This is a genomic window from Hymenobacter qilianensis (genome assembly GCF_014638675.1).
In the GTDB taxonomy this organism is placed as follows: Bacteria; Bacteroidota; Bacteroidia; order Cytophagales; family Hymenobacteraceae; genus Hymenobacter; species Hymenobacter qilianensis.
This window is the reverse complement of sequence record NZ_BMFN01000003.1, coordinates 825028-848127: the sequence shown is the minus strand read 5'-3', so window position 1 is coordinate 848127 and position 23100 is coordinate 825028. Positions and strand designations below refer to the sequence as shown.

17 protein-coding genes are annotated in these 23100 nt (G+C 57.3%); 7 read left to right on the top strand and 10 right to left on the bottom strand.

The genetic code is table 11. The annotated features are described in order from the left end of the window. Positions 1-32 precede the first annotated feature (32 nt). The 5 genes from IEW06_RS17830 to IEW06_RS17810 all read right to left on the bottom strand — a co-directional run bounded on the left by IEW06_RS17830 (position 33) and on the right by IEW06_RS17810 (position 5031). Positions 33-1196 carry an efflux RND transporter periplasmic adaptor subunit gene (locus IEW06_RS17830; protein WP_188548678.1) on the bottom strand — a complete coding sequence of 388 codons (1164 nt, stop codon included), beginning with the start codon at positions 1194-1196 and terminating at the stop codon, positions 33-35. Continuing rightward, the gene (locus IEW06_RS17825; RefSeq protein ID WP_187731509.1) at positions 1193-1789 is read right to left on the bottom strand and encodes a hypothetical protein; all 597 of its coding nucleotides are present in this window, start codon (positions 1787-1789) and stop codon (positions 1193-1195) included. Before IEW06_RS17825 ends, IEW06_RS17830 begins: the two co-directional genes overlap by 4 nt. Continuing rightward, positions 1786-3024, bottom strand: a complete 1239-nt coding sequence (locus tag IEW06_RS17820) for a TolC family protein (RefSeq protein ID WP_188548677.1) — start codon at positions 3022-3024, stop codon at positions 1786-1788. Before IEW06_RS17820 ends, IEW06_RS17825 begins: the two co-directional genes overlap by 4 nt. A 268-nt stretch (positions 3025-3292) precedes the next feature. Then, positions 3293-4360: a DUF8832 domain-containing protein gene (locus tag IEW06_RS17815; RefSeq protein WP_188548676.1), complete on the bottom strand. Its 1068-nt coding sequence runs from the start codon at positions 4358-4360 to the stop codon at positions 3293-3295. A 173-nt stretch (positions 4361-4533) separates the two neighbouring features. Continuing rightward, positions 4534-5031: a hypothetical protein gene (locus IEW06_RS17810; protein WP_187731513.1), complete on the bottom strand. Its 498-nt coding sequence runs from the start codon at positions 5029-5031 to the stop codon at positions 4534-4536. Positions 5032-5693: 662 nt separating this feature from the next. On the opposite strand from IEW06_RS17810, the gene IEW06_RS17805 reads away from it, so the two are divergent. The 3 genes from IEW06_RS17805 (at position 5694) to IEW06_RS17795 (ending at position 9412) form a co-directional block, all read left to right on the top strand. Continuing rightward, entirely contained in the window at positions 5694-8033 is a 2340-nt protein-coding gene (locus tag IEW06_RS17805; protein ID WP_187731514.1) for a heavy metal translocating P-type ATPase, read from the top strand. A gap of 147 nt (positions 8034-8180) precedes the next feature. Next, entirely contained in the window at positions 8181-8558 is a 378-nt protein-coding gene (locus tag IEW06_RS17800) for a cupredoxin domain-containing protein (protein ID WP_187731515.1), read from the top strand. Between the two features lie 149 nt (positions 8559-8707). After that, positions 8708-9412: a PD-(D/E)XK nuclease-like domain-containing protein gene (locus IEW06_RS17795; protein ID WP_187731516.1), complete on the top strand. Its 705-nt coding sequence runs from the start codon at positions 8708-8710 to the stop codon at positions 9410-9412. A gap of 186 nt (positions 9413-9598) precedes the next feature. On the opposite strand, the gene IEW06_RS17790 is transcribed toward IEW06_RS17795, so the two are convergent. The 3 genes from IEW06_RS17790 to IEW06_RS17780 all read right to left on the bottom strand — a co-directional run bounded on the left by IEW06_RS17790 (position 9599) and on the right by IEW06_RS17780 (position 11683). Then, positions 9599-10690, bottom strand: a complete 1092-nt coding sequence (locus IEW06_RS17790) for an AI-2E family transporter (RefSeq protein ID WP_187731517.1) — start codon at positions 10688-10690, stop codon at positions 9599-9601. A gap of 125 nt (positions 10691-10815) precedes the next feature. After that, positions 10816-11073 (bottom strand): hypothetical protein, encoded by a 258-nt coding sequence (locus IEW06_RS17785; RefSeq protein ID WP_187731518.1) that lies wholly within the window; start codon positions 11071-11073, stop codon positions 10816-10818. Positions 11074-11161: 88 nt separating this feature from the next. Next, positions 11162-11683 carry a GreA/GreB family elongation factor gene (locus IEW06_RS17780; protein ID WP_187731519.1) on the bottom strand — a complete coding sequence of 174 codons (522 nt, stop codon included), beginning with the start codon at positions 11681-11683 and terminating at the stop codon, positions 11162-11164. A 415-nt stretch (positions 11684-12098) separates the two neighbouring features. On the opposite strand from IEW06_RS17780, the gene IEW06_RS17775 reads away from it, so the two are divergent. After that, the gene (locus IEW06_RS17775; RefSeq protein ID WP_188548675.1) at positions 12099-13325 is read left to right on the top strand and encodes a porin family protein; all 1227 of its coding nucleotides are present in this window, start codon (positions 12099-12101) and stop codon (positions 13323-13325) included. Positions 13326-13364: 39 nt separating this feature from the next. Here the strand turns inward: IEW06_RS17775 and IEW06_RS17770 are convergent, their stop codons facing one another. Continuing rightward, positions 13365-14345, bottom strand: coding sequence for an SDR family oxidoreductase (locus tag IEW06_RS17770; RefSeq protein WP_188548674.1), 981 nt, complete (start codon positions 14343-14345; stop codon positions 13365-13367). An 84-nt stretch (positions 14346-14429) separates the two neighbouring features. Beyond that, positions 14430-15176 (bottom strand): ThuA domain-containing protein, encoded by a 747-nt coding sequence (locus tag IEW06_RS17765; RefSeq protein WP_187731522.1) that lies wholly within the window; start codon positions 15174-15176, stop codon positions 14430-14432. Positions 15177-15426: 250 nt separating this feature from the next. Between IEW06_RS17765 and IEW06_RS17760 the strand changes: the two genes are divergently transcribed. The 3 genes from IEW06_RS17760 (at position 15427) to IEW06_RS17750 (ending at position 23019) form a co-directional block, all read left to right on the top strand. Continuing rightward, complete coding sequence (locus tag IEW06_RS17760) at positions 15427-17241, top strand: M61 family metallopeptidase (protein WP_187731523.1); 1815 nt, start codon at positions 15427-15429, stop codon at positions 17239-17241. Between the two features lie 470 nt (positions 17242-17711). After that, complete coding sequence (locus IEW06_RS17755) at positions 17712-19313, top strand: protein adenylyltransferase SelO (protein ID WP_187731524.1); 1602 nt, start codon at positions 17712-17714, stop codon at positions 19311-19313. Between the two features lie 313 nt (positions 19314-19626). After that, complete coding sequence (locus IEW06_RS17750) at positions 19627-23019, top strand: DEAD/DEAH box helicase (protein WP_229743162.1); 3393 nt, start codon at positions 19627-19629, stop codon at positions 23017-23019. Positions 23020-23100 lie beyond the last annotated feature (81 nt).

The window sequence follows — 23100 nt, the reverse complement described above, 5'->3', positions numbered from 1 at the left end:
TGCATGACCACTTGTTTGGAGTGTAAATATTCTTACTGGTTCAAGTACACGGACTTGAGCTGGTAGGTATTCTGGGTGACTACCCGCTCGTTTTCGGTCAGGCCTTCAGCAATGGTGGTTTGCTGATCATCGGCGGCGCTGGGGCGGATGTAGCGGAGCTTGAAGACCTCGGGGGCCGTGTGCACGAATACCGCCGGGCGGCCCCCAACGTCGGTGACGGCGCTGGTGGGCACGGTAAGCTGGGCTTCGGCGCCGCGGGTTTGCACGCGCACATTCACGCTCTGGCCGGGTCGGAGCGCGGAGCTGCCTTGCACAGACAGCACCAGTTCGCGGGCCTGATTCACGGGGTTGACCACATTGCTAAACGACACTAAGCGAGCCGGAGCTGAGACTCCATCTTGCAGACCTTCAATGACAAAGCGGCCGGCTTCATTGACCTGCTTCATGTCGGCGGCGAATACCTGCGCCTGCACATACAGCTGGCTGGGGTTGATGACGCGCAGCAGCTCATCGCCCTGGTTTACCTGCTGCCCCACAGCCAGCCCGAATACATCGACGGTGCCAGTAATGGGCGCCCGCAGCTCGACGCGGCGCTGGCTGCTTTGGTTGTTCAGAATGCCAGCATTCTGGCGGGCCTGGCGCAGGCGCAGCTCGGCGGATACTACGTCTTTGCGGGCCGCTATGTCCTCGATGCTTTTGAGGCGGGCGTAATCCTGTTGGGCTCCGCGCAATTCGGCCTGGGCGTTGGCGCGGTCGGTGGCCAGCCCGATTTGCTCGGTGGCTGCCAGCGTCTGATCGAGTATCGCCAGCACTTGGCCGGCCTTCACGTTCTGGCCCACGCGCACATTCAGGGTTACTAAGCGCCCAGTTTGGGGCGCTACCACGCGGCCTTCGCCACCGGGCGCCGCCGTGACCTGGCCGAGCAAAGTACGGCGCGTGAGCAACGTATCAGAAGCAACCAGCTGGGTGCGAATCTCAAACAAAAACTGGCTTTCCTTGGGCATAATCACCTCATCGGGAGCGCCCGAGCTAACACCGGACGCACCGGCGGCGGTTTCGCCGTGGTCTTCGCCGCCGTGGGCCGCCAGCGGGCGCGGCGGGGGCAGAAAAATTGCGAATAGGCCGCAAAGCAGCGTTGTCAGCAGCAGGCTGGCCGCTTTCCAGTGGCGGAAGGATGATTTGGGGGGCGTTTTCATGAGTGTACCAAGGGCGGTTGAGCGGTGGTGACGCGAGTGCGGCGGCGCAGGAGCAGGGCCGTGAGGGCGACGCCCGCCAAAAAGCCCCCCAGTAGCAGCAAACCCATTTTACATGTCAAGAAAGGTTCGGCAGTGAGCACTGCTGCAACGGGCAGTTCCTTACCTACTTCGATGCCTTTAAGGAGCATCAGATCGGCTCGCTTATCGGCTACTATATTCACCGTGAGGCCGTAAGCCTTGTTGGCAGGAAACTGACCTTCCACCAGATACTCGCCGGGGCCTTGGGGAGTGGCCGCGAATTGGAGCTTGTCGTTTTCGGGAACCGTGAAGGTGAGACGGGCGCCGGAAATGGGCGCGTTGGTGGCAAAGTCCGACACGAATAGGCGCAGGTGAGCCGGCTCGCCGGCCTTTATCGGCTCGTAGCGCAGCAGCAACTCAAACTGCGCCGACTGGCTCGTAACCGAGAAATACTGTGCGCCTGCCGCCGTGGCCGTGGCGGTTTCGCCATGGTCTTCGCCACCGTGGGCAGTGGCTGCGGGCGCCCCGAAACCGAGAAGGCCAAGCAGCAGAAAGACAAACAGATACGTTTTCATTGGCCGCGTAAAAAGTTGAGTTGAATAAGCGCTTCCTGGTAGCCGCGCACTGCGTCGAGGTAGTCGGTGCGGATTTGGAAGGCCTGATTAACGCTCTGCACAAACAGGTAGTAGCTCACTTCCCCGGCCCGAAACAAGCGCTGGGCCGTGCTGACGATCGTTCTGGACTGGGGCAAGCCAGTTTGCTGAAAATAGCGCACACTGGCCTCGAACTTAGCTACGTCGGCCAGAGCCTGCTGGTACTCCCGGCTGACTTCCAGCGTGGTAGCGGCGCGCTGGGCGAGCGAAGCCTGCAAGCGGGCATCGGCGGCCTGCACCTGCGAGCGGTAGGTCCAGAAGTACAGCGGCAGCGACAAGCCCGCCTGAAAACGGTTCCGGACCGGCGAATCCCGCTCGCCCTGATTCTGGTAGCCAAGCACCACACCCGGCAGCGCCCGTGCCCGCGCCAGCCGCAGGTTCAGCCGACTCACCTCAATGTTTTGTAAAGCAAACGCCAGCTGCGGATTGGCTTGCAGCTGCGCGCTATCGGGGGGCGCTACAGCGTTGGTGGGGGGCAAAACTACGGTGCCTAGGGCCATCAGGTCGGGACCGGTGGCCAGCTCGGCGGTGGGCTGGCCCAGCAATAAGCCCAGCCGGGCCTGGGCGGCGCGGCGGTCGGCGGTGGCTTGCTGGAGGCGGTTGGCGGCCTGCCGCGACTCAGCCTCGGTGCTCACGCGCTGCAAATAATCGACTTCGCCGGCGTTGTAGAGGCGCTCCGAGGCGGCGGCGAGCGTACGCAGCAGGCTATCCTGACTGGCAAGTTGGCGCTGCTGGGCTTCAGCTATTTGCAGGGCCAGATAGCTCAGGCGCACCTCGCGCTGCACGGTATTGCGGCTGATCTGCTGGTTGCGCTGGGCCAGCGTCACTTGCGCCCGCCCCACCTGGGCCTGGCGCGTGTAGACGGTTGGAAACTCGAAGGTTTGCTGAGCGCCCAACGTGTAAAATGCGCCCGTGGGACTTTCCACGATAACCCCCGGATTAATCAGCGAAAAAGCCCCCCGACGCAAGGCCTCCTGCTCGCGCTGCTCCGCCCCCGACTGCCGCAGCGCCGGGCTCACCCGCAACGCGCCCGCCAGGGCGCTATCAAGGCTGAGCACTTGCTGAGCGTGCGCCGGTAGCGTAAGCGCTACAACTCCAAGCGCTAAGAGCACCTTTAGTTGCAGGAATTTTGATGGATATGTTAGGAGATCTTTCACTGAGAAATGAGCCTACTGTTACTTCTTATCCCTGTCTTTGATTCCCACCCGTTCGTCATGCAGAGCGGTAGCGAAGCATCTCGCGTGCGGTCGTCTGAATTAGTAAATCATCCAAATAGAACGTCATGCTGAGCGGAGTCGAAGCATCTCTACTAGTTACTAATCTCAACGAAGCGGCAGAGATGCTTCGACTCCGCTCAGCATGACAATACCGTTGCAACCAAACACGCGAGATGCTTCGCTCCGCTCTGCATGACGTTCTAGCGGCTTAGCTTTTCTTCACTAAGTCCATGTTGCAGACGGGGCACTTGCCGGGCTGGGTGCTGGCGCTGCCTTCGCACTTCATGGGGCATTCGTAGGTAGCGGCCGCTGTGGCGCCAGCGGCTGGGGCTACGTTCACGGTGAAGTCGGAGGTATGGATTTGCCCCCCATGATTAAACTGGAGGAACACGCGGTACACGCCAGCTTGCTCGAAGCCCGTTTGAAAGCCCACGCTGGGGCCGCGGCTAGTGCCGGCGTCGCCGGGATGCACGTGCAGGTACTTTTCCGTGTCCTCGCTGATAATGACCATGTGGCCTAGGGCGCCAAGGTAGTTGTCGAGGTTGGTGACGGGCTGGCCGTTGCGGCTAATGTTTACTTGCAGAGCCAGGGGCTGACCAACCTTCACAGACTTGTCGAAGGATAAAACGGCCTCATAACCATCTTTCTGCCAGCGCATTTGGTCTTTCGTAAACTTCACAGGCGCTTTCTTCGTGCCGGCTACAGTTAATTGCTGGCGACCCAGTTGATGGGCGCCGCCCTCGGGCTGATAGTCTTGGTAGAGCACGTAGTCGCCGCCGGTTTTGAAGGTGAAGGGCACGTTGTACTTGCCATCCGCCGTGAACTCGGGGTGTTCGTGGAAGAACTCCGACAGGTCTTTGCTCACGATAATGAGGTGCATTTTCTTCTCGTGCACTACAGCCAGCGGCACGGGGGCTTTTTCCTGCCCTTCAATCTGAGGCAGAAAGGACAGCGTGACGGGCTGCCCGGCGGTGGGTTGCGCGGGCTGAGAGGAAAATACCATGCGGTAGGTTTTGCCGTCGTTGTTGGCGCCGTCGGTGTGCTCCAGGTTCATGCCGCACTTGGGGCATTTGCCGGGCTCGTTGCTCACTACTTCCGGGTGCATGGGGCAGGTGTATTGGTGCTCGCCGGAGTGGGCGGCACCGGCTTCAGCCGCATGGTCATGATCGTGGCCATCGGCGGCGGTTTGGGAGCCGGTGGAAGGCTTGTCGGAGCAGCTGGTGGTAGAGAATGTTAGGCCGGCCAGGAGCAGGCCTAAGGGGAACAGGGTTTTCATAAAGAGAGGTTTGGGTAAGCGAAACAGATTGCCCTGGGGGGCTTTTTTGAAGCAGTAATAGACGGGATGGGGGCGTTAAGATGGCGAAGCCGAAGGCCGGAAAGGCACGCAAAAAGGTCCGCGCCAACCCACGGCTAAGCCGGGGCAGCGCGGACCTTTGCAGACGCGAAACCTTAAATTGTGAGCGAACCGATAAATACTCGGATATCCGGAATCTTGGGCTTGAGGTGGGCAGGCGGCACCAGCAAAACCGGCATCGTGCGGTCCCAAGCCTCGAAATGAGCCAACGCGAAGCTGCTGGCCGGCGGCAGCGCCAAATACAGCGGCGACATAGCCTTGTCGAGGCTAAGCTTGGGCGGGTGTGTTAGCGACGCGAAAAACGTCGAGGTTTTGTCGCGGCAGCACTCGTCTTTCTGTCCTTGCTCGTCGCCTGAAGCTTGGTCCTGATCGTGATGATGAGCTGTGGCTTTATGCTCGTGCGTGTTGTGGCTATGAGCTGACGTACCAGCCGCGTGGCTGTGCTGCTCCGCGGCGACCGCCAGATGCTGGGGCAGACTACGGGCCTGCACGCCGAAGCACAAGCACAGAAACTGCACCGCGAACACGCTCAGAAAGACCCCCAGCAAGCTGGCGGCCACTCGGCGACGAACGGGGGCAGTGAGTTTGTACATAGCGAATACCTAACGACAAACTTACGTCAGTTGTTCATTGACAAGCAAATCAATCTCCTTAGCTGGCCTCGACGGGAATGTGAGGCTGTAAGTCAGCTTTTTCGCGCAATTAGCTGCTTACAACGGAATTCAGACGTTGCCCGCGGCTCAGGAACCTCTGACTCCTGTGCCGCGGGCCATAGTTCTATAATCTCAGAGCCTAATTATGAACCTGCGAAAAGCTGTTAGTCACTGGAGTTTAAACTCAAGACGGTCATGCAGAGCATTCTGCGCCTCCAGCAGCGACGAAGTATCTCGCGTGCTGATGTAAGAGTGGTAACTCAACTAAACACGCGAGATGCTTCGCGCTGCTCTGCATGACGTTTTACTTGTTGGGATTAGTACTCTAGCGTCAGCACGCGAGATGCTTCGTCGCTGCTGGAGGCGCAGAATGCTCTGCATGACCGTCTTTATTAAAGCAACAACCGCAAGCCAGATGCTCCGCGTTGCTTTGCAGGACGGACGGAATACGTAGCTAGAGTACAACCCACGCCGCGAGAACATAACTCTGTACCTCCTAATGCGAATTGCGCACCGCTATCTGGACCTGACTAACGTTAATTTGAATATCGGTTTGGACGTTTTTAGTCCCGGCTTTTGTTATCAATAAAATTACCTATTCTATGAATACTCCGTCAGCACCACTGCCGCATGTGCCGACTCCCGGTGAGCCGGTAAATTTGCCCCTCAGCGCCGGTACGGAAACCGCGACGCTCAATATTGAGGGCATGACCTGCGCTTCCTGTTCCAATTTCGTGGAGCGGGCGTTGAGCCGCACGCCCGGTGTGCAGCGTGCCACCGTGAATCTGGCCAGTGAAAAAGCGACCATCGACTACCTGCCCGCTCAGATAGATCGGGCCGGGCTGCGCGCGGCTGTGGAGCAGGCGGGCTACGCCGTGCACGAGCCCGTGGCGCCAGTGGCAGCCGGTGTGCTAGGCTCCGACGAAGAGCTAGCTCAGCGCAAAGCCGCCGCTTACCGCAAGCTGCTGCGCCGTTTTTGGGTGGCAGTTGCCTTGGCTGCCGTTATCATGCCGCTGTCCATGATTATGCTGTGGCCGGCGCTGATGCAGCGCGTGTCGATGCCGGTGCTCAACTATGTGCAATTGCTGCTCACGCTACCCGTACTCTTGTATAGCGGGCGCGAGTTTTACGTGTCGGCCTGGAACGGGCTGCGCCACCGCACCGCCAGCATGGATACGCTGATTGCCGTGGGTACGGGCGCGGCCTTTTTGTACAGCCTCGCCGCTACGTTGGTGCCGGACTGGTTTATGCGCCAGGGCCTGATGCCGGAGGTGTATTACGATACCACGGCCACCATTATTGCTCTTATTCTGCTGGGTAAAGTGCTGGAAAGCCGGGCCAAGCAGCGCACCTCGGCGGCCATTCGGGCGCTGATGGATTTGCAAGCCAAAACCGCCCGCGTAGTGCGCCATGGCCAGGAAGTAGATATTCCGGTAGAGGAAGTGCGGCTGAACGACATCGTAATCGTGCGGCCCGGCGAGAAAGTGGCCACTGATGGCGTCATTACCGAAGGACGCTCAGCGCTGGACGAGGCCATGCTAACGGGCGAAAGTCTGCCCGTAGAAAAGAAGGTCGGCGACCCTGTATTTGGCGCTACGCTAAATAAAACTGGCTCCTTCCGCTTTCAGGTTACCAAAGTAGGCAAGGAGACGATGCTGGCTCAGATTGTGAAGCTGGTGGAGGAGGCCCAGGGCAGCCGCGCGCCCATACAGCGCCTCGCCGACAAAGTAAGCGCGGTGTTCGTGCCCATCGTGGTCATGATTGCCATTGCGACCTTTGTGGTTTGGTTTCTGGCGGCGCCGGAAGCTACTCGCTTGCCGCTGGCGCTGGTCAATTTTGTGGCCGTGCTTATCATTGCCTGCCCCTGCGCGCTGGGGCTAGCCACGCCCACGGCCATCATGGTAGGTACGGGCAAAGGCGCGGAACACGGCGTGCTTATCCGCAACGCCGAAGCGCTGGAAAAAGCCTATCAGGTAAATACCGTCCTGCTCGACAAAACCGGCACCATCACCCGCGGCGAGCCCGCCGTGACCGACTTTATTCCCCTGAATTTGCCCCCCAGCGCTGATCAGACTTCCGTGCTGGCTATGCTAGCGGCGCTTGAGCGGCAGTCGGAGCATCCATTGGCCGAAGCCGTGGTGCGCTACACTGATGCGCAGGGCGTGGCGTCATTGCCAGCCACAGATTTTCAGGCTCATGAAGGCCGCGGCGCCGGTGCCACGGTAGAAGGTCAGCAAGTGCTTATCGGTAACCGGCGGCTACTGGAGGAACAAGGTGTCTCCGTTTCGGGCGCTACCACACAAGCCGCCGACCAGTTGTTGGAAGAGGCCAAAACAGTGCTTTATGCGGCCGTTGGGGGGCAAATTGTAGCCTTGTTTGGCGTGGCCGATACGGTACGCGAGACGTCGGCGGCCGCTATTCGGGAGCTGCAACGACAGGGTTTGGAAGTGGTTATGATGACCGGCGACAACCAGCAAACCGCCGCCAAAGTAGCGCAACAAGTAGGTATTACGCGCTTCTTCGCTGAAGTATTGCCTCAGGATAAAGCCAGCAAGGTAAAGGCCCTGCAAAACGAGGGACGCACCGTGGCGATGGTCGGCGACGGCATCAACGATGCGCCCGCTCTGGCCCAGGCGGATTTGGGCCTAGCCATGGGCGGCGGCACCGACGTGGCGATGGAAGCAGCCGGCATCACCCTCATGCGTTCTGACCTCAACGGCGTTGTCACGGCCCTTCGCTTGTCGCGCCTCACCATGCGCGCCATTCGCCAAAACCTGTTTTTCGCATTTATCTATAATACTCTTGGAATTCCAATTGCTGCTGGCCTGCTGTATCCCTTCACCGGCTGGCTACTTTCGCCCATGATTGCGGCGGCGGCTATGGCCCTCAGCTCAGTGTCTGTGCTTACCAACTCGCTGCGCTTGCGCGCCGCTAAGGTGTAGCTGGCGAGCTTTTTCAATCAGGATGTCATGCAGAGCGGAGTGAAGCATCTCGCGTGTTTAGCAGGATTAGTAACCCTGCGTCAGCACGCGAGATGCTTCGCTCCGCTCTGCATGACATCCTGAAGTATTCATCACAACTTGAAAATCATGGACACAACTGAAATCATCGTTTTACTTGGTGGCGTGGCCTCTCTTGGCTTTGTGGGGTGGTTTTTCTTTATGGCCCCGCACCAGGTAGCCACGGCCGTATCGTCGAGCAGCGGCGTGCAGCAGGTCGATATTGTGGTGAAAGGCGGCTATTCGCCCGATGTGATTGAGGTAGAAAAGGATAAGCCCGTGCAGCTCAACTTCTACCGCGACGAAGACAACAGCTGCTCCGAGGAACTGCTGCTGCCCGACTTTCAGATCCGCCGAGAGTTGGCACCCTTCCAGACGACGGCTGTGGAACTGCTGCCCCGGCAGGCGGGTACTTTTGAGTTTACCTGCGGCATGCATATGCTGCGTGGCCAACTCGTTGTTAAATAAACGCTTACAGGTTTAGGCTGTTCGGCTGCGGCCGGCGGTATTTTATATTCGACCTTATTTGCGAAGCTGGGGGGCTTTTTTTCGACCTTGGGGGGCATAATTAAGTAACTACGCCGGAGCTATCCATCGTATGCTACTGTTACAAAGCCATGACCGAAACCGACCCCTTCCGCCGCCCCGATCTGCTGCGCCTGCCCTACGATGATTACCGCGCCCTGCCCGCCATTGCTAATTCCGACCTCTCACGGCTGCGCGATGCCCTGAACGGCCGCTACCAGAAGCCGGCTTCCATGTCGGGCGCTTTGGGCTTGGGAACGGCATTTCACACGGCCCTGCTGGAGCCAACGCTGTACGAGCCCGGCCTGCCCGGCATCAACGATACGCTGGTGTGGTGGATGGTGGAAGGCGTGCAGCTCAACCCTGAGATAAAGCAACTGCTGGCCACCGGCGTACCCGAGCCCAGCTGCATTTTCACCGAGCCCACCACCACCACCGTCTGTAAGCTCCGCGCCGACCTGGTAGTGCCCGAAACCGACCGTGGCTACACCATCATCGACTTCAAAACCACCAACGCCCGCGACTACGACCACTTCCTGTGGCAGTGCTCCGGCTACGACTACGACCGCCAGGCCGCCTTTTACCTCGATGCTCTCCACGCCGATCGGTTTTTGCTGGTAGGCGTGCAAAAAGTGGAGCCTTTCAAACTCTTCACGGTAGAAGTGTCGCGGACAATGCTGGGGGAAGGCCGGGCCAAATATCTGCGCCTGCTGCACCTGCTGCAACCCAAAGCTGAAGTACCCGCTCATTTGTCGGAAGCAGTGCGTGATATTACCGAAGGCTTGAACGGGGTGTAGGGTACTAGAAATACTGCTACGTCAGATAGGACAATTTTTATAAGGCTGTCATGCAGAGCGGCGCGAAGCATCTCGCGTGCTGACGCAGGGTTACTAATCCTGATGAACACGCGAGATGCTTCGCGCCGCTCTGCATGACAGGATGAATGCTATGAGCGCATATCGTATTGCGCTTAATGACGAACATCAGGTTTTACTGCGGCTGAAAACGTGCTTCAGCTTCTGAAGCCACTGCGGCTCTTGCATTTCGTCTTCCAGCAGAAACGCGTAGGGGTGCAGGGCGGGCACATGAGAGCAGATAATGCGAATGATGGCAAAAAGCGGCTCGAACAGAATCATGCCGGGCACGCCCCAAATCAGCTCGCCCAACACGATGGCAACAATGGTGAAGATGGGACTCAGATTCAAATTGGCCCCCATCACCAGCGGCTCGATAATATTATTGTCGATGACCTGAGCGGCCACCATAATCCCGACCGTCGGCAGCACCTGGCCCGATGAGCCACCTATCAAGGCCATAATCAGTGGAAAAAGCCCCCCAACGAAGGCGCCCACATACGGAACGATAGTAGGGAAGGCGGCAATAAGACCCAGCAGTACAGCATTTTGAAGGCCGATGATGGAAAAGCCGATGCCGTAAAACACAGCCAGAAAAACAATGGAAATCAGGCGACCCACTAGGTACTGACCCGATACCTGCCTGATCTGGTGCAGCATTCGGGCGTACTCGGAGCGATTTTCGGCCGGAGCCAGCCGCAGCAAAAACTCCCGAAACTTGCCGCGCTGCCACAACAGAAAAAACAGATACAACAGTACCAGCACAAAGCCCCCTAACAACCCGAAAATGCCTTTCAGGGAAGTAGTGAGGTAGCGGTTGGCCGACTGCGCAATCTTGCTGATCTGCTCCTGCACAAACTCGATCTGGACTTTCGGCGTCACGCCAAACTCCCGCTGAATCAGCTGTTGGCCTTGGTTGAGAAGCTGCTGGAGCTTGGCCTGAATCTGGGGAAGCTGCTCGGATATGTTGGCGGCCTGCTCACCAATGGCCCAGCCCATGGCAGCCAGCACCAGCAACAACAGCACAAGGCACAGGAAAGAAGCAAATCCGCGCCCCAGCCCCCAGCTTTCCAGCCACCGACTGACGGGCGACAGCAGCATGGCCAGCACAATGGAAAACGCCACCGGAATCAGAAACAGCCGGCCGTAATAAAGCAGGGCCAAAGCCAGCAGGGCGAGCAGCAGCAAACCATTGACACGGGCCAGAGAAATGCTTCGCATGTACTATAAGTTAGTGGCAGGTAGAGCGCACCCGCTGGGAAAGACTCGCCTTCAATACGTTGCCCGGCTGGCAGCGTTTATCGGTGTCAGCTGGTTGATTTTGCCCCCAAGAGCGTCTGTACCTACTAGCCCGTTTGAACCGTGATATTCTGCACCGAAAAACCCGCCTCCAGCAAGGCTTCGCGGATATCATCCTGCCCGGGCGAATCGGGGTGGGTGACGGCTACTTCTACTTCGCCGGGCTCTATCCGGTCTACGAGGAGCTTTAGCTCGGTGAGCAGCTGGCGCACCTGCCCGATGCTGTCAGTATCCTGCATTGCATCAATTTGGACGACGTAACGGACCAGCTGGTTCGGGTTGACGTTGGGGGGAGGAATAGCCATGAGACTGGACAGAATAGGGAAGACAAACCAGTACGCTTACTGCATCAGCCGGGGATGTGTTATGTTGAGCTTGGCATGAAGCTGACGCTCAGACATCGTACGTAATAGCGGCTATTTCAACTACTTCTTCTTTCGGCCCGAGGTGCAGCGCCACGTGCTGGCCCAGCTTTGCTCCCTGCACAGCCCGCGCAATGGGTGCTACAAAGGCGATTTTGCCTTCCGCAATGGAGGCTTCATCAACGCCCACCAGCATAAACTTTCGCTTCATTCCAGGCTTGCCGCCACTCACGGTGCGCAGCGTGACGGTTGCGCCAAAACGCACCTCATCGGCGGGCTGCTGGCGTGGGTCTATCACTTTGGCGCTGGCAATGCGTGCGCTGAGGTCGCTGAGGCGGCCGTTGAACAGGCTAAGCAAGCGGGTGCGGTCGGCGTCGTTGTCGCGGTTAGATTCGGCTTGGGCGCGTTCCGCTTCCAGGGCCGTCAGCTCGGCGCGGAGCAGCTCCAGGCCGTGGGGCGTCACGTAGTTGGGCGTGTCGGGTGGCAGGGCCGCCCGGGGCGGAATAATTGGCGGCTGCTGGGCGTCGTCTTCCTTGGTAAATGCTCGGCTCATGTTGCTTGATAACGCAGGGCCAGGAAGGGGGTTGCAACGCGTATTCTGGGGGGCAAATACTGGGGTTCGCAGCTCGGCTCGGTGTTGGCTGGGTTGGCGGAAAGTTGCTCAAGCAGCTGGGCCAGCAGACGCCCACAGGTTAAAGTGAGTCTGCCTTTTTCGCGGGCGGCACAGAATGGTATTCTGTAGGAAAACCCGATTGAAAAAAGCCCCCCAGTCGATGAAACTGGTGAAGGGGCATTTATTTACTGAAGATCGGTCGGAGCGATGCACAGGCTCATACAAAGAAGCTCAGCCGCATCCTGCAATCATTCTGACTGTAAATCACGATCATATAATTATTTTAATGTGGAGCCGTGGTACTTGGTGAATTTGCTAGCAACTTTGATCCTGTATTTTTTATATAAAACATTTCATGTATTTAGTTAAACGAGCTACTATTTGGTTAGTAGGGTTTTTAGCGCCCGGTATGGCAGTGGCGCAAACTTCAGTTTTTCAACCCGGGTACGTAATTCGTGCAGAAGCCCCCGCTGATACCATCCGCGGCTATGTTGATACGTTCTTTGCCGTTGAAAAGAAGGGTGTGATCATGTTCCGCACCACGCAGGACGCGGCTACAGCGCAAACGTTCACAGCCGCCCAGTTGACAGCTGCCGGTACTGGCACTCAGGAAGTGTACGTGACGCGACAAATTCCCATTGGCGACAGTCTGCAACCTCGGTTTTTGCGGGTAGTAGTGCGCGGAGAAGCCTCTTTATTTATAACTGAATCGGGTGAGCAACGAGCACGCTTTTTTATAGAGCGTCAAGGTGGACAAGCTATGCCCTTACGCCGGGGCCAACAACTTCAGGTGCTAAACAGTGTGTTAGCAGGATGTCTCGCTTTAGATTTTGCTGATACCCCGGCCAATAATAGGGCTTACAGATACCAACTTGACGATTTTAAGCAGGCAGTACAAAAGTATAATGCATGTAAACCTGCCCAGCAGCGTGAACAACTATTTAGTGGTCCGCCTAAGCCTGGCAACCAAGTAGGCATGCGACTGGGAGTACAAAATAGCCAGCTTTATTATCCCGATGAGCCGATTTTTTACAATCAAAAACCTACTTCCGGATTATCTCCAGCACTTGGGGTTTTTGTAAAATTTAACTTGGGGCATCGTGTAGCAATAGTGCCTGAACTACTATACGGTAGGAGCAATAACTCTTTTAGTGTGGTAAAACGGGTTGGAGCTACCAGTTTTTATTACACCAATACAATGGAAACACAGGCTTCATATGTGCGGTTGCCACTCACGCTGCGCTATACCTTTAGCCGCCCAGGTCGTCTGCTACGGCCTTACATAGAAGTCGGTGGCGCAGGCGGCCTAGTATTTGGTGCTCAGTCTCTGTTTATACTAGTTAATTCTGAACTGGCAGGTGGTACCTTAGGACGAACGCAGAAATATTCTGTTGGCCGAAATTTATTAGGCTATCACGGAGGTGCTGGTGTGGATTTTTACTCTCCCATAGGTATTTGGGGGATGTCAGTCCGTATGGAGAAACTATTTCTTAAGCACTCCTACAAAACGGAAGATTTCAGTGTTGACAATCGTTTCAATATCGACAATCAGCTCCTAACATTTACTTATTCATGGTTTTAAGTATCTGCCACCATACTTTTTTATAATAATCTTTGAATGCTAGTTACGTTGCCAGGCATAAAAGCCAACCGCCACGCCTGCTGCAAGCGCCGCGCCCAGCCATGCTCTACTACCTGTTGAATTCGAGTAGCCACGGTGGCCGCCCGTAATTTCGGTGCCGTGGGGGGCGGGCTGGGGGGCAAATATGCTGCCTTCGCTTACCGGCGCCGGGTCGGCATTGCGCTGGGCAAGCTTAAAAAAGCGCAACATAGACCACTGCGTCACATTCGGCGCCACCGCCCGCAACACCCGCATTACCCTACCCGACCAGCCCACCATCACGCTGGGGCGGGGCCGCTGAGCCAGGGCCACCAACGTATCAGCGACCTGCTGGGGGGCAAATATGGGCGGCGCGGGCTTTACCACCTTGCCTGAGTAATTGGCGCCGTGCTGAAAGCCGGGCGCATCCACAAAAGCCGGATATACGCTGCAAACGTGGATATCGGGCGAGTCGAGCAGCTCGGTGCGGAGCGCTTCGGCCATGCCGCGCAGCCCAAACTTACTGGTGCTGTAGGCCACCGAGTACGGCATCGGCACCCAGCCGCCCAGGGAGTTCATAAAGATCAGAATGCCATGCTGCTGACGCTTAAAGTACGGCAGCACGGCATATGCCCCGTACAGGTTTCCCAGGATGTTAACCCGCAACACCTGCTCGTGCGCTGCCAGCGGGGTTTTGTCGAATTCGCCGACCGCACCCGTGCCCACGTTATTTATCCAGACGTCAATTTGCCCCCCAAAAGCGGCTGCGGCTTCCGCGAGCTGCGCTACGGCCTGGGCATCGGTTACGTCGGTGGGTACGGGGAGGGCGGCGGCTCCTAGGCGTTGGCACTCGGCGGCTACTTCCGTGAGCACCTCAGCGCGCCGTGCCGCCAGCACGAGGCGGGCGCCGTGCCGGGCAAACGTGAGGGCCGCAGCCCGGCCAATACCGCTGGAGGCGCCCGTGATAACCACCGTGGCGCCGCGTAGACTACGCTTTTTCATAGCTGGAAGGAATAGGAGGGAAGCAGCCTGAAGTTTAACGGTCCTCAGTAGCCGGAGTTATAGCTCAGCTGGGTGCAAAAAAGATTACTTGCGCTTGCCTAAAGCATACTGAATGCCCCCCAGAACATGCCGCAGAAACAACGGCTCCTGGTAGCTCTCATTGGTGTGGCCGCCCGCCGTATAAAAAGCCCGGCCGCCGTCGAATTCATGGTACCAGGCAATGGGATGCGTGGTGCCGTTGGTGCCGCCGGTATAGCTGCTTTCATCCAGCGTAGCCAGCACCGTAATGGTCGGCTGAATATCCTTGAAGTTGTACCACTCATCGGTGCGCGGCCAGGCATCAGGCAGGAAGGAAGTGGAGCTATGGGCCTTGTTTGTCACCCGAATGACGGCCGGCTGAATGGCCGGATGACTGCTAAAATAAGCCCCCACCAGCCGGTTGTACCACGGCCAGTCATACTCGGTGTCGGTGGCGGCGTGAATGCCTACAAAGCCTTTTCCGGAGCGGATATATTGCTCAAAAGCTGCTTGTTGCGCGTCGTTGAGCACGTCCTGGGTAGTGCTCAGAAACACCACGGCATCGTACTGCTTTAAATTATCAGCGGTGAAGGCGCCGGCATTTGCTGTGGTATCGACTTTTATTCCGTTCTCCTGCCCCAACTTCTGAATGGCAGCCCGGCCAACAGGAATAGATTCGTGCTTAAAGCCGGCTGTTTTATAAAAAACCAGAATGGTGGGTGCAGCCTCTACGGGTGGCGTTGGGTTGCTGGTCGAGGAACAGCCAAACGCGCCCGCCAGCGCGAGAATCGGCAAAAGCAGTAGTCGGATCATGGATATGAGATTGGGTACTTTGCTGTCTAGCTAGGAAGAACTTGTAAGGCTGAACGCGCCCGCTTGCTAAAAAGATACAACGCACAACCGCCTAAGCGTTTAGGCTCTTCGCTGCACTGTCCGACGCGGCTTGTGCGCTGTGTTTTTGGGGCCGGGTGCGCAGAGCGTGCGTCTGGGTGCAACCAAATCGCGTCAGTAGCTTTCTCGTTACCTTCGCTTCTTCTGTTTGTTTTCTTATTCCACCCCTCGCATGCCTTCATTCTTTCGTGCCGCCGCCCTGGCAACCTTGCTGGCCGCAGCTCCGGCCGCCCTTCAGGCTCAATCCGTCAAGGAACTCACCTATACCGTCACGATGGACCCGGCGGCCAACAGCAACGAGTTTCAGGTGAAACTTCAATTGCCCAAGCTCAAGAGGTCGCAGGATATCTACCAGTTTGCGGCCACCGCGCCCGGCACGTATCAGGTCATGGATATGGGCCGCTTCGTAAGCAAGTTCGAAGCGTTTGATGCCAAGGGCAAACCATTGGGGGCCAAAAAGTTGTCTGTCAATCAGTGGCAGCTCGATAACCCCAAGAAAACCCGCGAAATCCGCTACACCATTGCCGAAACCTGGGATACGAAGGTGGAAGAACACCCGATTTACCTCATGTGCGGCTCGTCGCTGGAAACTGACCACGCCCTGCTCAATGGGCAGACCATTCTGGGCTACCCCGAGGATATGCAAGGCAAGCCCCTGCGCCTCAAGCTGGAGCACCCCAAGGAGTGGAAAGTAGGAACAGTGCTCGTGCCTGATGCCCAAGGCTACTACCGCCTCGATGACTACGACCACGCCGTCGATTCGCCTATTTTGCTGGGTCGCCTCACCGAAGCCAGCACCAAGCTCGGCGACGCCGACGTGGCTCTGTACTGCTACTCCGCCACCGACCAGGTGCAGGCCGAGCCGCTGCTGGGCTACATGCAGAAAATGCTGAATGCCGCTCAAAGCTTTCTGGGGGGCAATTTGCCTGTGAAGCGCTACGCTTTCCTGTATCATTTCGCCGATAAGTCGGCTGGGGCCTGGGAGCATTCTTACAGCTCAGAATATGTACTGCGCGAAACGCCGCTCACGCCCGAAACCGCCCAGGGCGTAGTCGATATTGCTGCTCACGAGTTCTTCCATATCGTGACGCCGCTGAATATTCACTCCGAAATCATCGAGCAGTTCAACTTCGTAAACCCCACCGGCTCGGAGCATTTGTGGCTGTATGAGGGCGTAACGGAGTGGGCCTCCCATACCATGCAGCTGCGCGGCGGCCTTGTTTCGCTCGATGATTACTTGGAAACCCTGCACGACAAAGTCGTTTACAACCAAACCCGCGCCGACACCACCTATAGCCTCAGCAAATTGGGTTTGAACTCGTTCGGTGATGAAGGGCAGAAGCAGTACGGCAACATTTACCAGCGCGGCGCCCTCACCGCCACCTTGCTCGACTTGCGCCTCTTGGAGCTGAGCGGCGGCAAGCGTGGCCTGCGCGAAGTGCTGCTGGAGTTGGCCAAAAAATACGGCCCCAACAAGCCCATCAGCGAGAAGAGCTTCTTCCAGGATTTCACCCAGCTTACCTATCCCGAAATCGGCGACTTCTTCGCCCGCTACATCCAGAAAGCCGAGCCCTTGCCCTTGCAGGAGTACTTCGCCAAAGTGGGCATTCGCTACGACCGTGCCCTACGTACCGGTCGTCAGATCGCTACCATCGGCCAGGCCTCTTACCAGGTGCGCGGCGATGAAGTGTACGTAACCGAACCGAGCGAGCCACAAAAAGCCGCCGGCATTCGAGCAGGCGACCAGATAGCAGGTGTTGACGGCACCTTCGTAGATCGGCGCAACTTCGCTTCCGTGTTTGGTAAGCTGCGGGAGCGCACGCCCAATACCGAATTGCCCCTTACCATCCGTCGGGATGGCAAAGAGCAGGTCGTACGCGTGCGCCTTGCCACCACAGATGAAGTGAAGAGCTACGCTTTCGTGCCTAATCCTGCCGCAACGCCGGCGCAACTGGCTTTGCGTGAGGCCTGGATGAAGAATTTATAGGGGTCAACGAGTGGCCTCACCCCCCGGCCCCCTCTCCCAAAAAGAGGGGGAGCCAGCCGCTTGGCCTACACCACACCTTCCGCTCCCGCTCCAGGTACGGCTACCTGTTTTAGTAGGTTAAGTTCAGTATAAAAAAGGCCCCCAGATACACGTCTGGGGGGCTTTTTTACATTTTAGAAACGATAAATCGGTTGCAGTTGCGAAGGTGCCAGCCGACGTAGCCGCGTAGAACGAGTCGGCTGGCTCTCCCTCTCCCAAAAAGAGGGGGAGCCAGCCGACTCGTTGAACCCTTACTTCTTCGGTTTCCGACCGAACTTGATAGCTATGTTATTTCGTTAGGGAGCATTCATCAAAAGTCAAAGCAGTACAGCTTTCAAGCTGAGTACCGGCCGTAAGCCGTGGCTCAACAGGAACCTAAGCGCCCGGTGTGCGTTGCCATAAATGATAATTCCTTCCACCGTCCTATAATCATGTCTATATCCACCCAATCATTAGAGCAGGCACCATTCCAAAACTCTTTTGTAGAAGAGTTGAAAGGGGAGGCTTCTCGCAATAAAAACCCGCGCCAGGTGCCGGGCTATCATTATTCACGCATTGAGCCGACGCCCGTACGCGACCCGCACCTGCTAGCCTGGTCCGATGACCTGGGGGGCTTTTTGGGCCTTGCCCGGCCTGAGGAGCGCGGTCCTGCCGTTAATGCCCTGGCCGGTAACCTCGTCACTGAAAGCATGAAGCCATTTGCGGCCCGTTATGGTGGGCACCAGTTTGGCCATTGGGCGGGGCAGCTTGGCGATGGGCGTGCCATTTCATTGGGCGAACTAACGGCTGTCGACGGTTCTACCTGGGAAATTCAGCTGAAAGGCGCTGGCCCCACGCCGTACTCCCGCCGGGCTGATGGCCGCGCGGTGCTGCGCTCCTCACTGCGGGAGTTCTTGTGCAGCGAAGCCATGTATTACCTCGGCGTACCAACTACGCGGGCGCTAAGCCTGGTAGGAACCGGCGACAAGGTGGTGCGGGATATGTTTTATAACGGCAACGCGCAGGAAGAGCCGGGCGCCGTGGTGGCGCGGGTCGCACCTACGTTTATCCGCTTCGGTAACTTTCAGATGATGGCCGTAGCCGGCGAGAAGGACAACCTGCGCGCTTTGGCCGACTACGTGATTAAGCACCACTACCCCGAGCTGGGCGAACCGTCGCCGGAGGTGTACATGCGCTGGTTTGAGGAAGTGTGTCGGCGCACGGCCGTGATGATAGCGCACTGGATGTCAGTGGGCTTTGTGCACGGCGTGATGAACACCGATAACATGTCCATCCTCGGCCTCACCATCGATTACGGCCCCTACGGCTGGCTGGAGCCTTACGAGCTGGATTGGACGCCCAACACCACTGACTTCAGCAGCCGGCGCTACGCCTTCGGGCAGCAGCCCCAGGTGGCACTCTGGAATCTGTATCAATTGGCCAGAGCCATTGCGCCGCTGGTTCATGAGCCAGAAGCCCTACGCGGAAGCCTCGATCAGTACACGAAGACGTTGGCCGAAACCCAGCATGCCATGATGCTACGCAAGCTCGGTCTCACTGAATTAAATCAGGAGGAAGACCGCGCCTTAATTGAAGGTCTGCATGAAGCAATGGCCGAGTCGCAAGTGGACATGACCATATTCTTCCGCCGCCTTTCGCATGCTGCTCCCGCTTTGATAGCAAGCTCGGAAAACCAAAATGCTCTGTTCCAGGAGATAGTGCAAGCTGCTTCGTACGGCACGTCGCCCGAAGGAGAGCAGATGTTGCACCAGTGGCTGCAGCGCTACACCGACCGGCTACATCAGGAATCTGCTGACCCAGAGGCTATTCGCGAAAGCATGCTCAGCGCCAACCCCAAGTACGTGCTGCGCAACTACCTCGCTCAGCAGGCCATCGAAGCTGCCGAAACTGGTGATTTGTCGGTGCTGAATCGACTGATGGAAGTTCTCAAAACTCCTTTTGCCGAGCAGCCCGAGCACGACGAGCTAGCCACCAAGCGCCCCGACTGGGCGCGGACCAAAGCCGGCTGCGCTACGTTATCGTGCAGTTCCTAAAGAGTTGCTTATCCGTATTGTTAGAACGCGGTAGAGACGCAACATTTTGCGTCTCCTCGTTGAACCTTAACTGGCTGTAACCCTCGCATCTGTTATCCTGACGCAGGAAGGACGTTATCACCTCAGCACAGGTTGTTATGATAGTCGTTCAACTGCTATAAGGTCCTTTCTTCGTCAGGATGACAGATGATTAATGTTCAACGACGAGACGCAGAATGTTGCGTCTGTACCGCGTTCTATTCAAGCAATACTCAACATGCCGAAGGCTACCTTTGGACGACTGGCCAGTACTTATTGAGAGGCTTATTGCATATTGAGACTAGACGAACCTTATCTGCTTTCGGCGGCCGGGCCGCACCCGCACAAGTATGTACTCCCGGCCATAACGGTGGCCAAGCTGACAAGTACAATTGTCGGGCTGCATTGCGTGGGGCTGCCGCCCGCTGACAGCCGCACGCTGGCTGCTATTCAGCCCGAAACCCTGGCGCTGGATAACGGCACATTTACCAGCTTATCGCACGCGGCCAGCGAGTTGCGATTTCCAACGGTAGTTGTGCAGCAAAACGGCCCGGACTTAGTGGCATCCTGTGCTTGTGCCATTCCAAAAACCAGTCTATGCGAGCATCAGGCACTGGTGCTGCTGAGCATTTTGCAGCGCAAGGAACTACGCCTATTCTTCGACAAGCCCGCCCGTCACGCCTACATGCGCACCCTGGCTCGCGACTATGGTCTAGAACAGGCGGAAGACCTCGATGAGCATTTTGAGCTAACCTATACCCGCCCTTCATTGGTAAGCGCCGTGCCGCGCCGCCCTGACTTATACGCGGTTACGGCCACTACCAAGCAGGAGCTGATAACGCAGTTGCTGCCCACTAAACGAAGGCCGGCCGCTGATTTGCCCCCCAGCCAACAGTTGCTGGTGTTGAGCAGGCACCGCTACTATGGGCACCTGACTATCTACCTAGCGGAAGCGGCTATGACGGCTACGGGCAAGGTCAAAAATCCGGTGAATATCATCAACCCGCTGGATGGCATCTGGCAGCTCCAGCAGCCCGATGAAGTCAAGTTTTACACGGCCATTTCCCACTTTCAGCGCAACTACGAAGATACCCGCACGAGTGCTGCCATAAGTGCCTTGCGGGCCGTGGTGCAGAACCCCACTGGCCTGCCGGTGTACGCGCACAACACCAGTGTTTCCGACAATATAACGGCCCAATCTGTTACGTCAGTAAAGCTCCGGCACACCAAGCTAGACCTGCGGATACTGGTGGAGCAGCAGGGCGACTATTACCAGGTAAGCGGCAAGCTCTGGCTTCACGATCAGCCTTTTGACTTGAAAGGCTTAACCATTCAGTACGAGTATTTTGTGGCCGTGCACGGTGCGCTGTACTTGCTCGACGACCTCGATGTGTGGCGGGTGGTTGAGTTTTTTCAAAAGCGCAACAACACCCTGCTCATTCACCAATCGAAGTTCAGCGAGTTTCAGCGCGATGTGCTGGCCAACCTGGAAAACCGTCTGCACATCACCTACGGCTATATGCGGCCCGCTACGCCTAAGCAGTTGGTAGAGAGTGGCTTTAATGAAGCACCGGAGTTGCTGCTTTACCTGTCAGACGCTGGCGGGCACGTGGAGCTGCTGCCGGTGATGCGCTACGGTCCTACGGAGGTGTCTATTTTGTCGCGGCGGCAGCTGTATGCTACCGATGAGCTGGGGCGGGCCTTCTTGCTGGCGCGGGATGCGGCAGCTGAAAACAATTTTCTGGCGGCTCTGCTGCGCCATTATCCCGATTTTCAGGAGCAGGTCAATCAAGAGAGTTTGTACGTGCCGAAAAGCCAGTTTTTGCAGGAAGAATGGTTTCTGGACGCTTTCGAGGACTGGCGCAACTTAGGCATCACTATTCTGGGCTTTAATCAGCTCAAAGGCAATACATACAACCCCAATAAAGCCCACGTGACCGTGCGCGTAACGGGCGAGAATAACTGGTTTGATACCGTGCTACGGGTGCGCTTTGGCAAGCAGGAGGCATCTATGCGAAATCTGCACAGGGCCATTCGCAACAAGAGCCGCTACGTGCAGCTCGACGATGGCACCCGCGGTATTTTGCCCCAGGAATGGGTCGAGAAGTTTGCCGCCTATTTTGCAGCAGGCGAGGTGGTTGAGGACAAGATTCGGACGCCCAGCATCAGCTTCGCTACTCTCGAAGAACTGTATGAGCCGGAAGCGCTGCTGCCCAACGCTCAAAACCAATTATCGCGCTACAAAGCCGCTGTGGCCGATTTTGCTGGTATCAAGCCCGTAAATTTGCCCCCCGACTTGCGCGCTACCCTGCGCGACTACCAGCACCAGGGCCTTAACTGGCTGAACTTCCTCGATACCTTCAACTTCGGCGGCTGCCTGGCCGATGATATGGGTTTGGGCAAAACCCTGCAAGTGTTGGCTTTTATCCTGCTTCAGCGGGAAAAAAGCCCCCCAGGCGCTAACCTGGTCGTGGTGCCGACTTCGCTCGTGTTCAACTGGCTGGCGGAGGTAGAAAAGTTTGCCCCTACGCTGCGCGTACACGTTCTGCACGGCGCCGACCGTGGCCTGCACACCCGTGCTTTCGACAAGTCCGACGTCGTGCTGACCACCTACAATACCGTGGTGTCGGATATTCGGTGGCTGAAGGAGTATCGCTTCAACTACGTGTTTCTGGATGAAGCGCAGGCCATCAAAAACCCTGATTCTCAGCGCTACCGGGCTGCTTGTTTGCTCCAGGCCCGCAACCGTGTGGTGCTCACCGGTACGCCCGTTGAGAACAACACCTACGACCTTTACGGGCAGCTTTCCTTCGCTTGCCCCGGTTTGCTGGGTAGTCGGCAGCACTTTCAGGACTTGTATGCCGCGCCCATCGACAAGTTCAAGGACGCGAAACGGGCGCGGGCGCTCCAGCGCAAAATCAACCCCTTCGTGCTGCGCCGCACCAAGGCCCAGGTAGCCGCCGAGCTGCCCGATAAAACCGAAATGGTGCTCTACTGCGAGATGGGCGCCGAGCAGCGCCGCGTGTATGAGGCCTGCAAGCAGGAGTATCGGGCGAAGCTGATGGGGCTGCACGAAGAAACACCCGGCAAAAGCAGCCTCCATATTCTGCAGGGCCTCACCAAGCTGCGCCAGATCTGTAATGCGCCCGCGCTGCTGCGCGAACAGGAATATTACGGCTCGGCGTCGGCCAAGCTGGAAGCGTTGCTGGAGGAAATCAGCACAAAAGCCCCCCAGCACAAAATCCTGATCTTCTCGCAGTTTGTGGGTATGCTCAACCTGATCCGGCGAGAGCTTGACCAGAGTGATATCAGCTACCAATACCTCACCGGCCAAACCCGCAACCGCGAAGCAGCTGTCACTGCCTTTCAGGAAGACGAAACCGTGCGCGTGTTTCTTATCAGCCTGAAAGCCGGCGGCACGGGCCTCAACCTCACCGAAGCCGACTACGTTTACCTCGTGGACCCGTGGTGGAACCCCGCCGTAGAAAACCAAGCCATAGACCGCAGTCACCGCATCGGCCAAACCAAAAAAGTGGTAGCCGTCCGCCTCATCTGCCCCGATACGATTGAGGAGAAAATCATGAAGCTCCAGGAAGCCAAGCGCGAGCTGGCCTACGAGCTTATCAAAACCGACACGGCGCTGGTGAAGGCTCTGACAAAGCAGGAGCTGCTGGCGCTGTTTAGCTGAGGTTATTCGCTAACTTCCAGACCGTCATGCAGAGCGGCAGCGAAGCATCTCACGTGCTGATGTTGCAATGGTAATCCAAAG

Bases quoted from the DNA above. Each gene is read 5' to 3' on its own strand.
- IEW06_RS17805 (WP_187731514.1), top strand. From the start codon at position 5,694: ATGAATACTCCGTCAGCACCACTGCCGCATGTGCCGACTCCCGGTGAG.
- IEW06_RS17780 (WP_187731519.1), bottom strand. From the start codon at position 11,683: ATGAGCCGAGCATTTACCAAGGAAGACGACGCCCAGCAGCCGCCAATT.
- IEW06_RS17760 (WP_187731523.1), top strand. From the start codon at position 15,427: ATGCCTTCATTCTTTCGTGCCGCCGCCCTGGCAACCTTGCTGGCCGCA.
- IEW06_RS17815 (WP_188548676.1), bottom strand. From the start codon at position 4,360: ATGAAAACCCTGTTCCCCTTAGGCCTGCTCCTGGCCGGCCTAACATTC.
- IEW06_RS17795 (WP_187731516.1), top strand. From the start codon at position 8,708: ATGACCGAAACCGACCCCTTCCGCCGCCCCGATCTGCTGCGCCTGCCC.
- IEW06_RS17810 (WP_187731513.1), bottom strand. From the start codon at position 5,031: ATGTACAAACTCACTGCCCCCGTTCGTCGCCGAGTGGCCGCCAGCTTG.
- IEW06_RS17755 (WP_187731524.1), top strand. From the start codon at position 17,712: ATGTCTATATCCACCCAATCATTAGAGCAGGCACCATTCCAAAACTCT.
- IEW06_RS17800 (WP_187731515.1), top strand. From the start codon at position 8,181: ATGGACACAACTGAAATCATCGTTTTACTTGGTGGCGTGGCCTCTCTT.
- IEW06_RS17775 (WP_188548675.1), top strand. From the start codon at position 12,099: ATGTATTTAGTTAAACGAGCTACTATTTGGTTAGTAGGGTTTTTAGCG.
- IEW06_RS17790 (WP_187731517.1), bottom strand. From the start codon at position 10,690: ATGCGAAGCATTTCTCTGGCCCGTGTCAATGGTTTGCTGCTGCTCGCC.
- IEW06_RS17785 (WP_187731518.1), bottom strand. From the start codon at position 11,073: ATGGCTATTCCTCCCCCCAACGTCAACCCGAACCAGCTGGTCCGTTAC.
- IEW06_RS17770 (WP_188548674.1), bottom strand. From the start codon at position 14,345: ATGAAAAAGCGTAGTCTACGCGGCGCCACGGTGGTTATCACGGGCGCC.
- IEW06_RS17765 (WP_187731522.1), bottom strand. From the start codon at position 15,176: ATGATCCGACTACTGCTTTTGCCGATTCTCGCGCTGGCGGGCGCGTTT.
- IEW06_RS17825 (WP_187731509.1), bottom strand. From the start codon at position 1,789: ATGAAAACGTATCTGTTTGTCTTTCTGCTGCTTGGCCTTCTCGGTTTC.
- IEW06_RS17830 (WP_188548678.1), bottom strand. From the start codon at position 1,196: ATGAAAACGCCCCCCAAATCATCCTTCCGCCACTGGAAAGCGGCCAGC.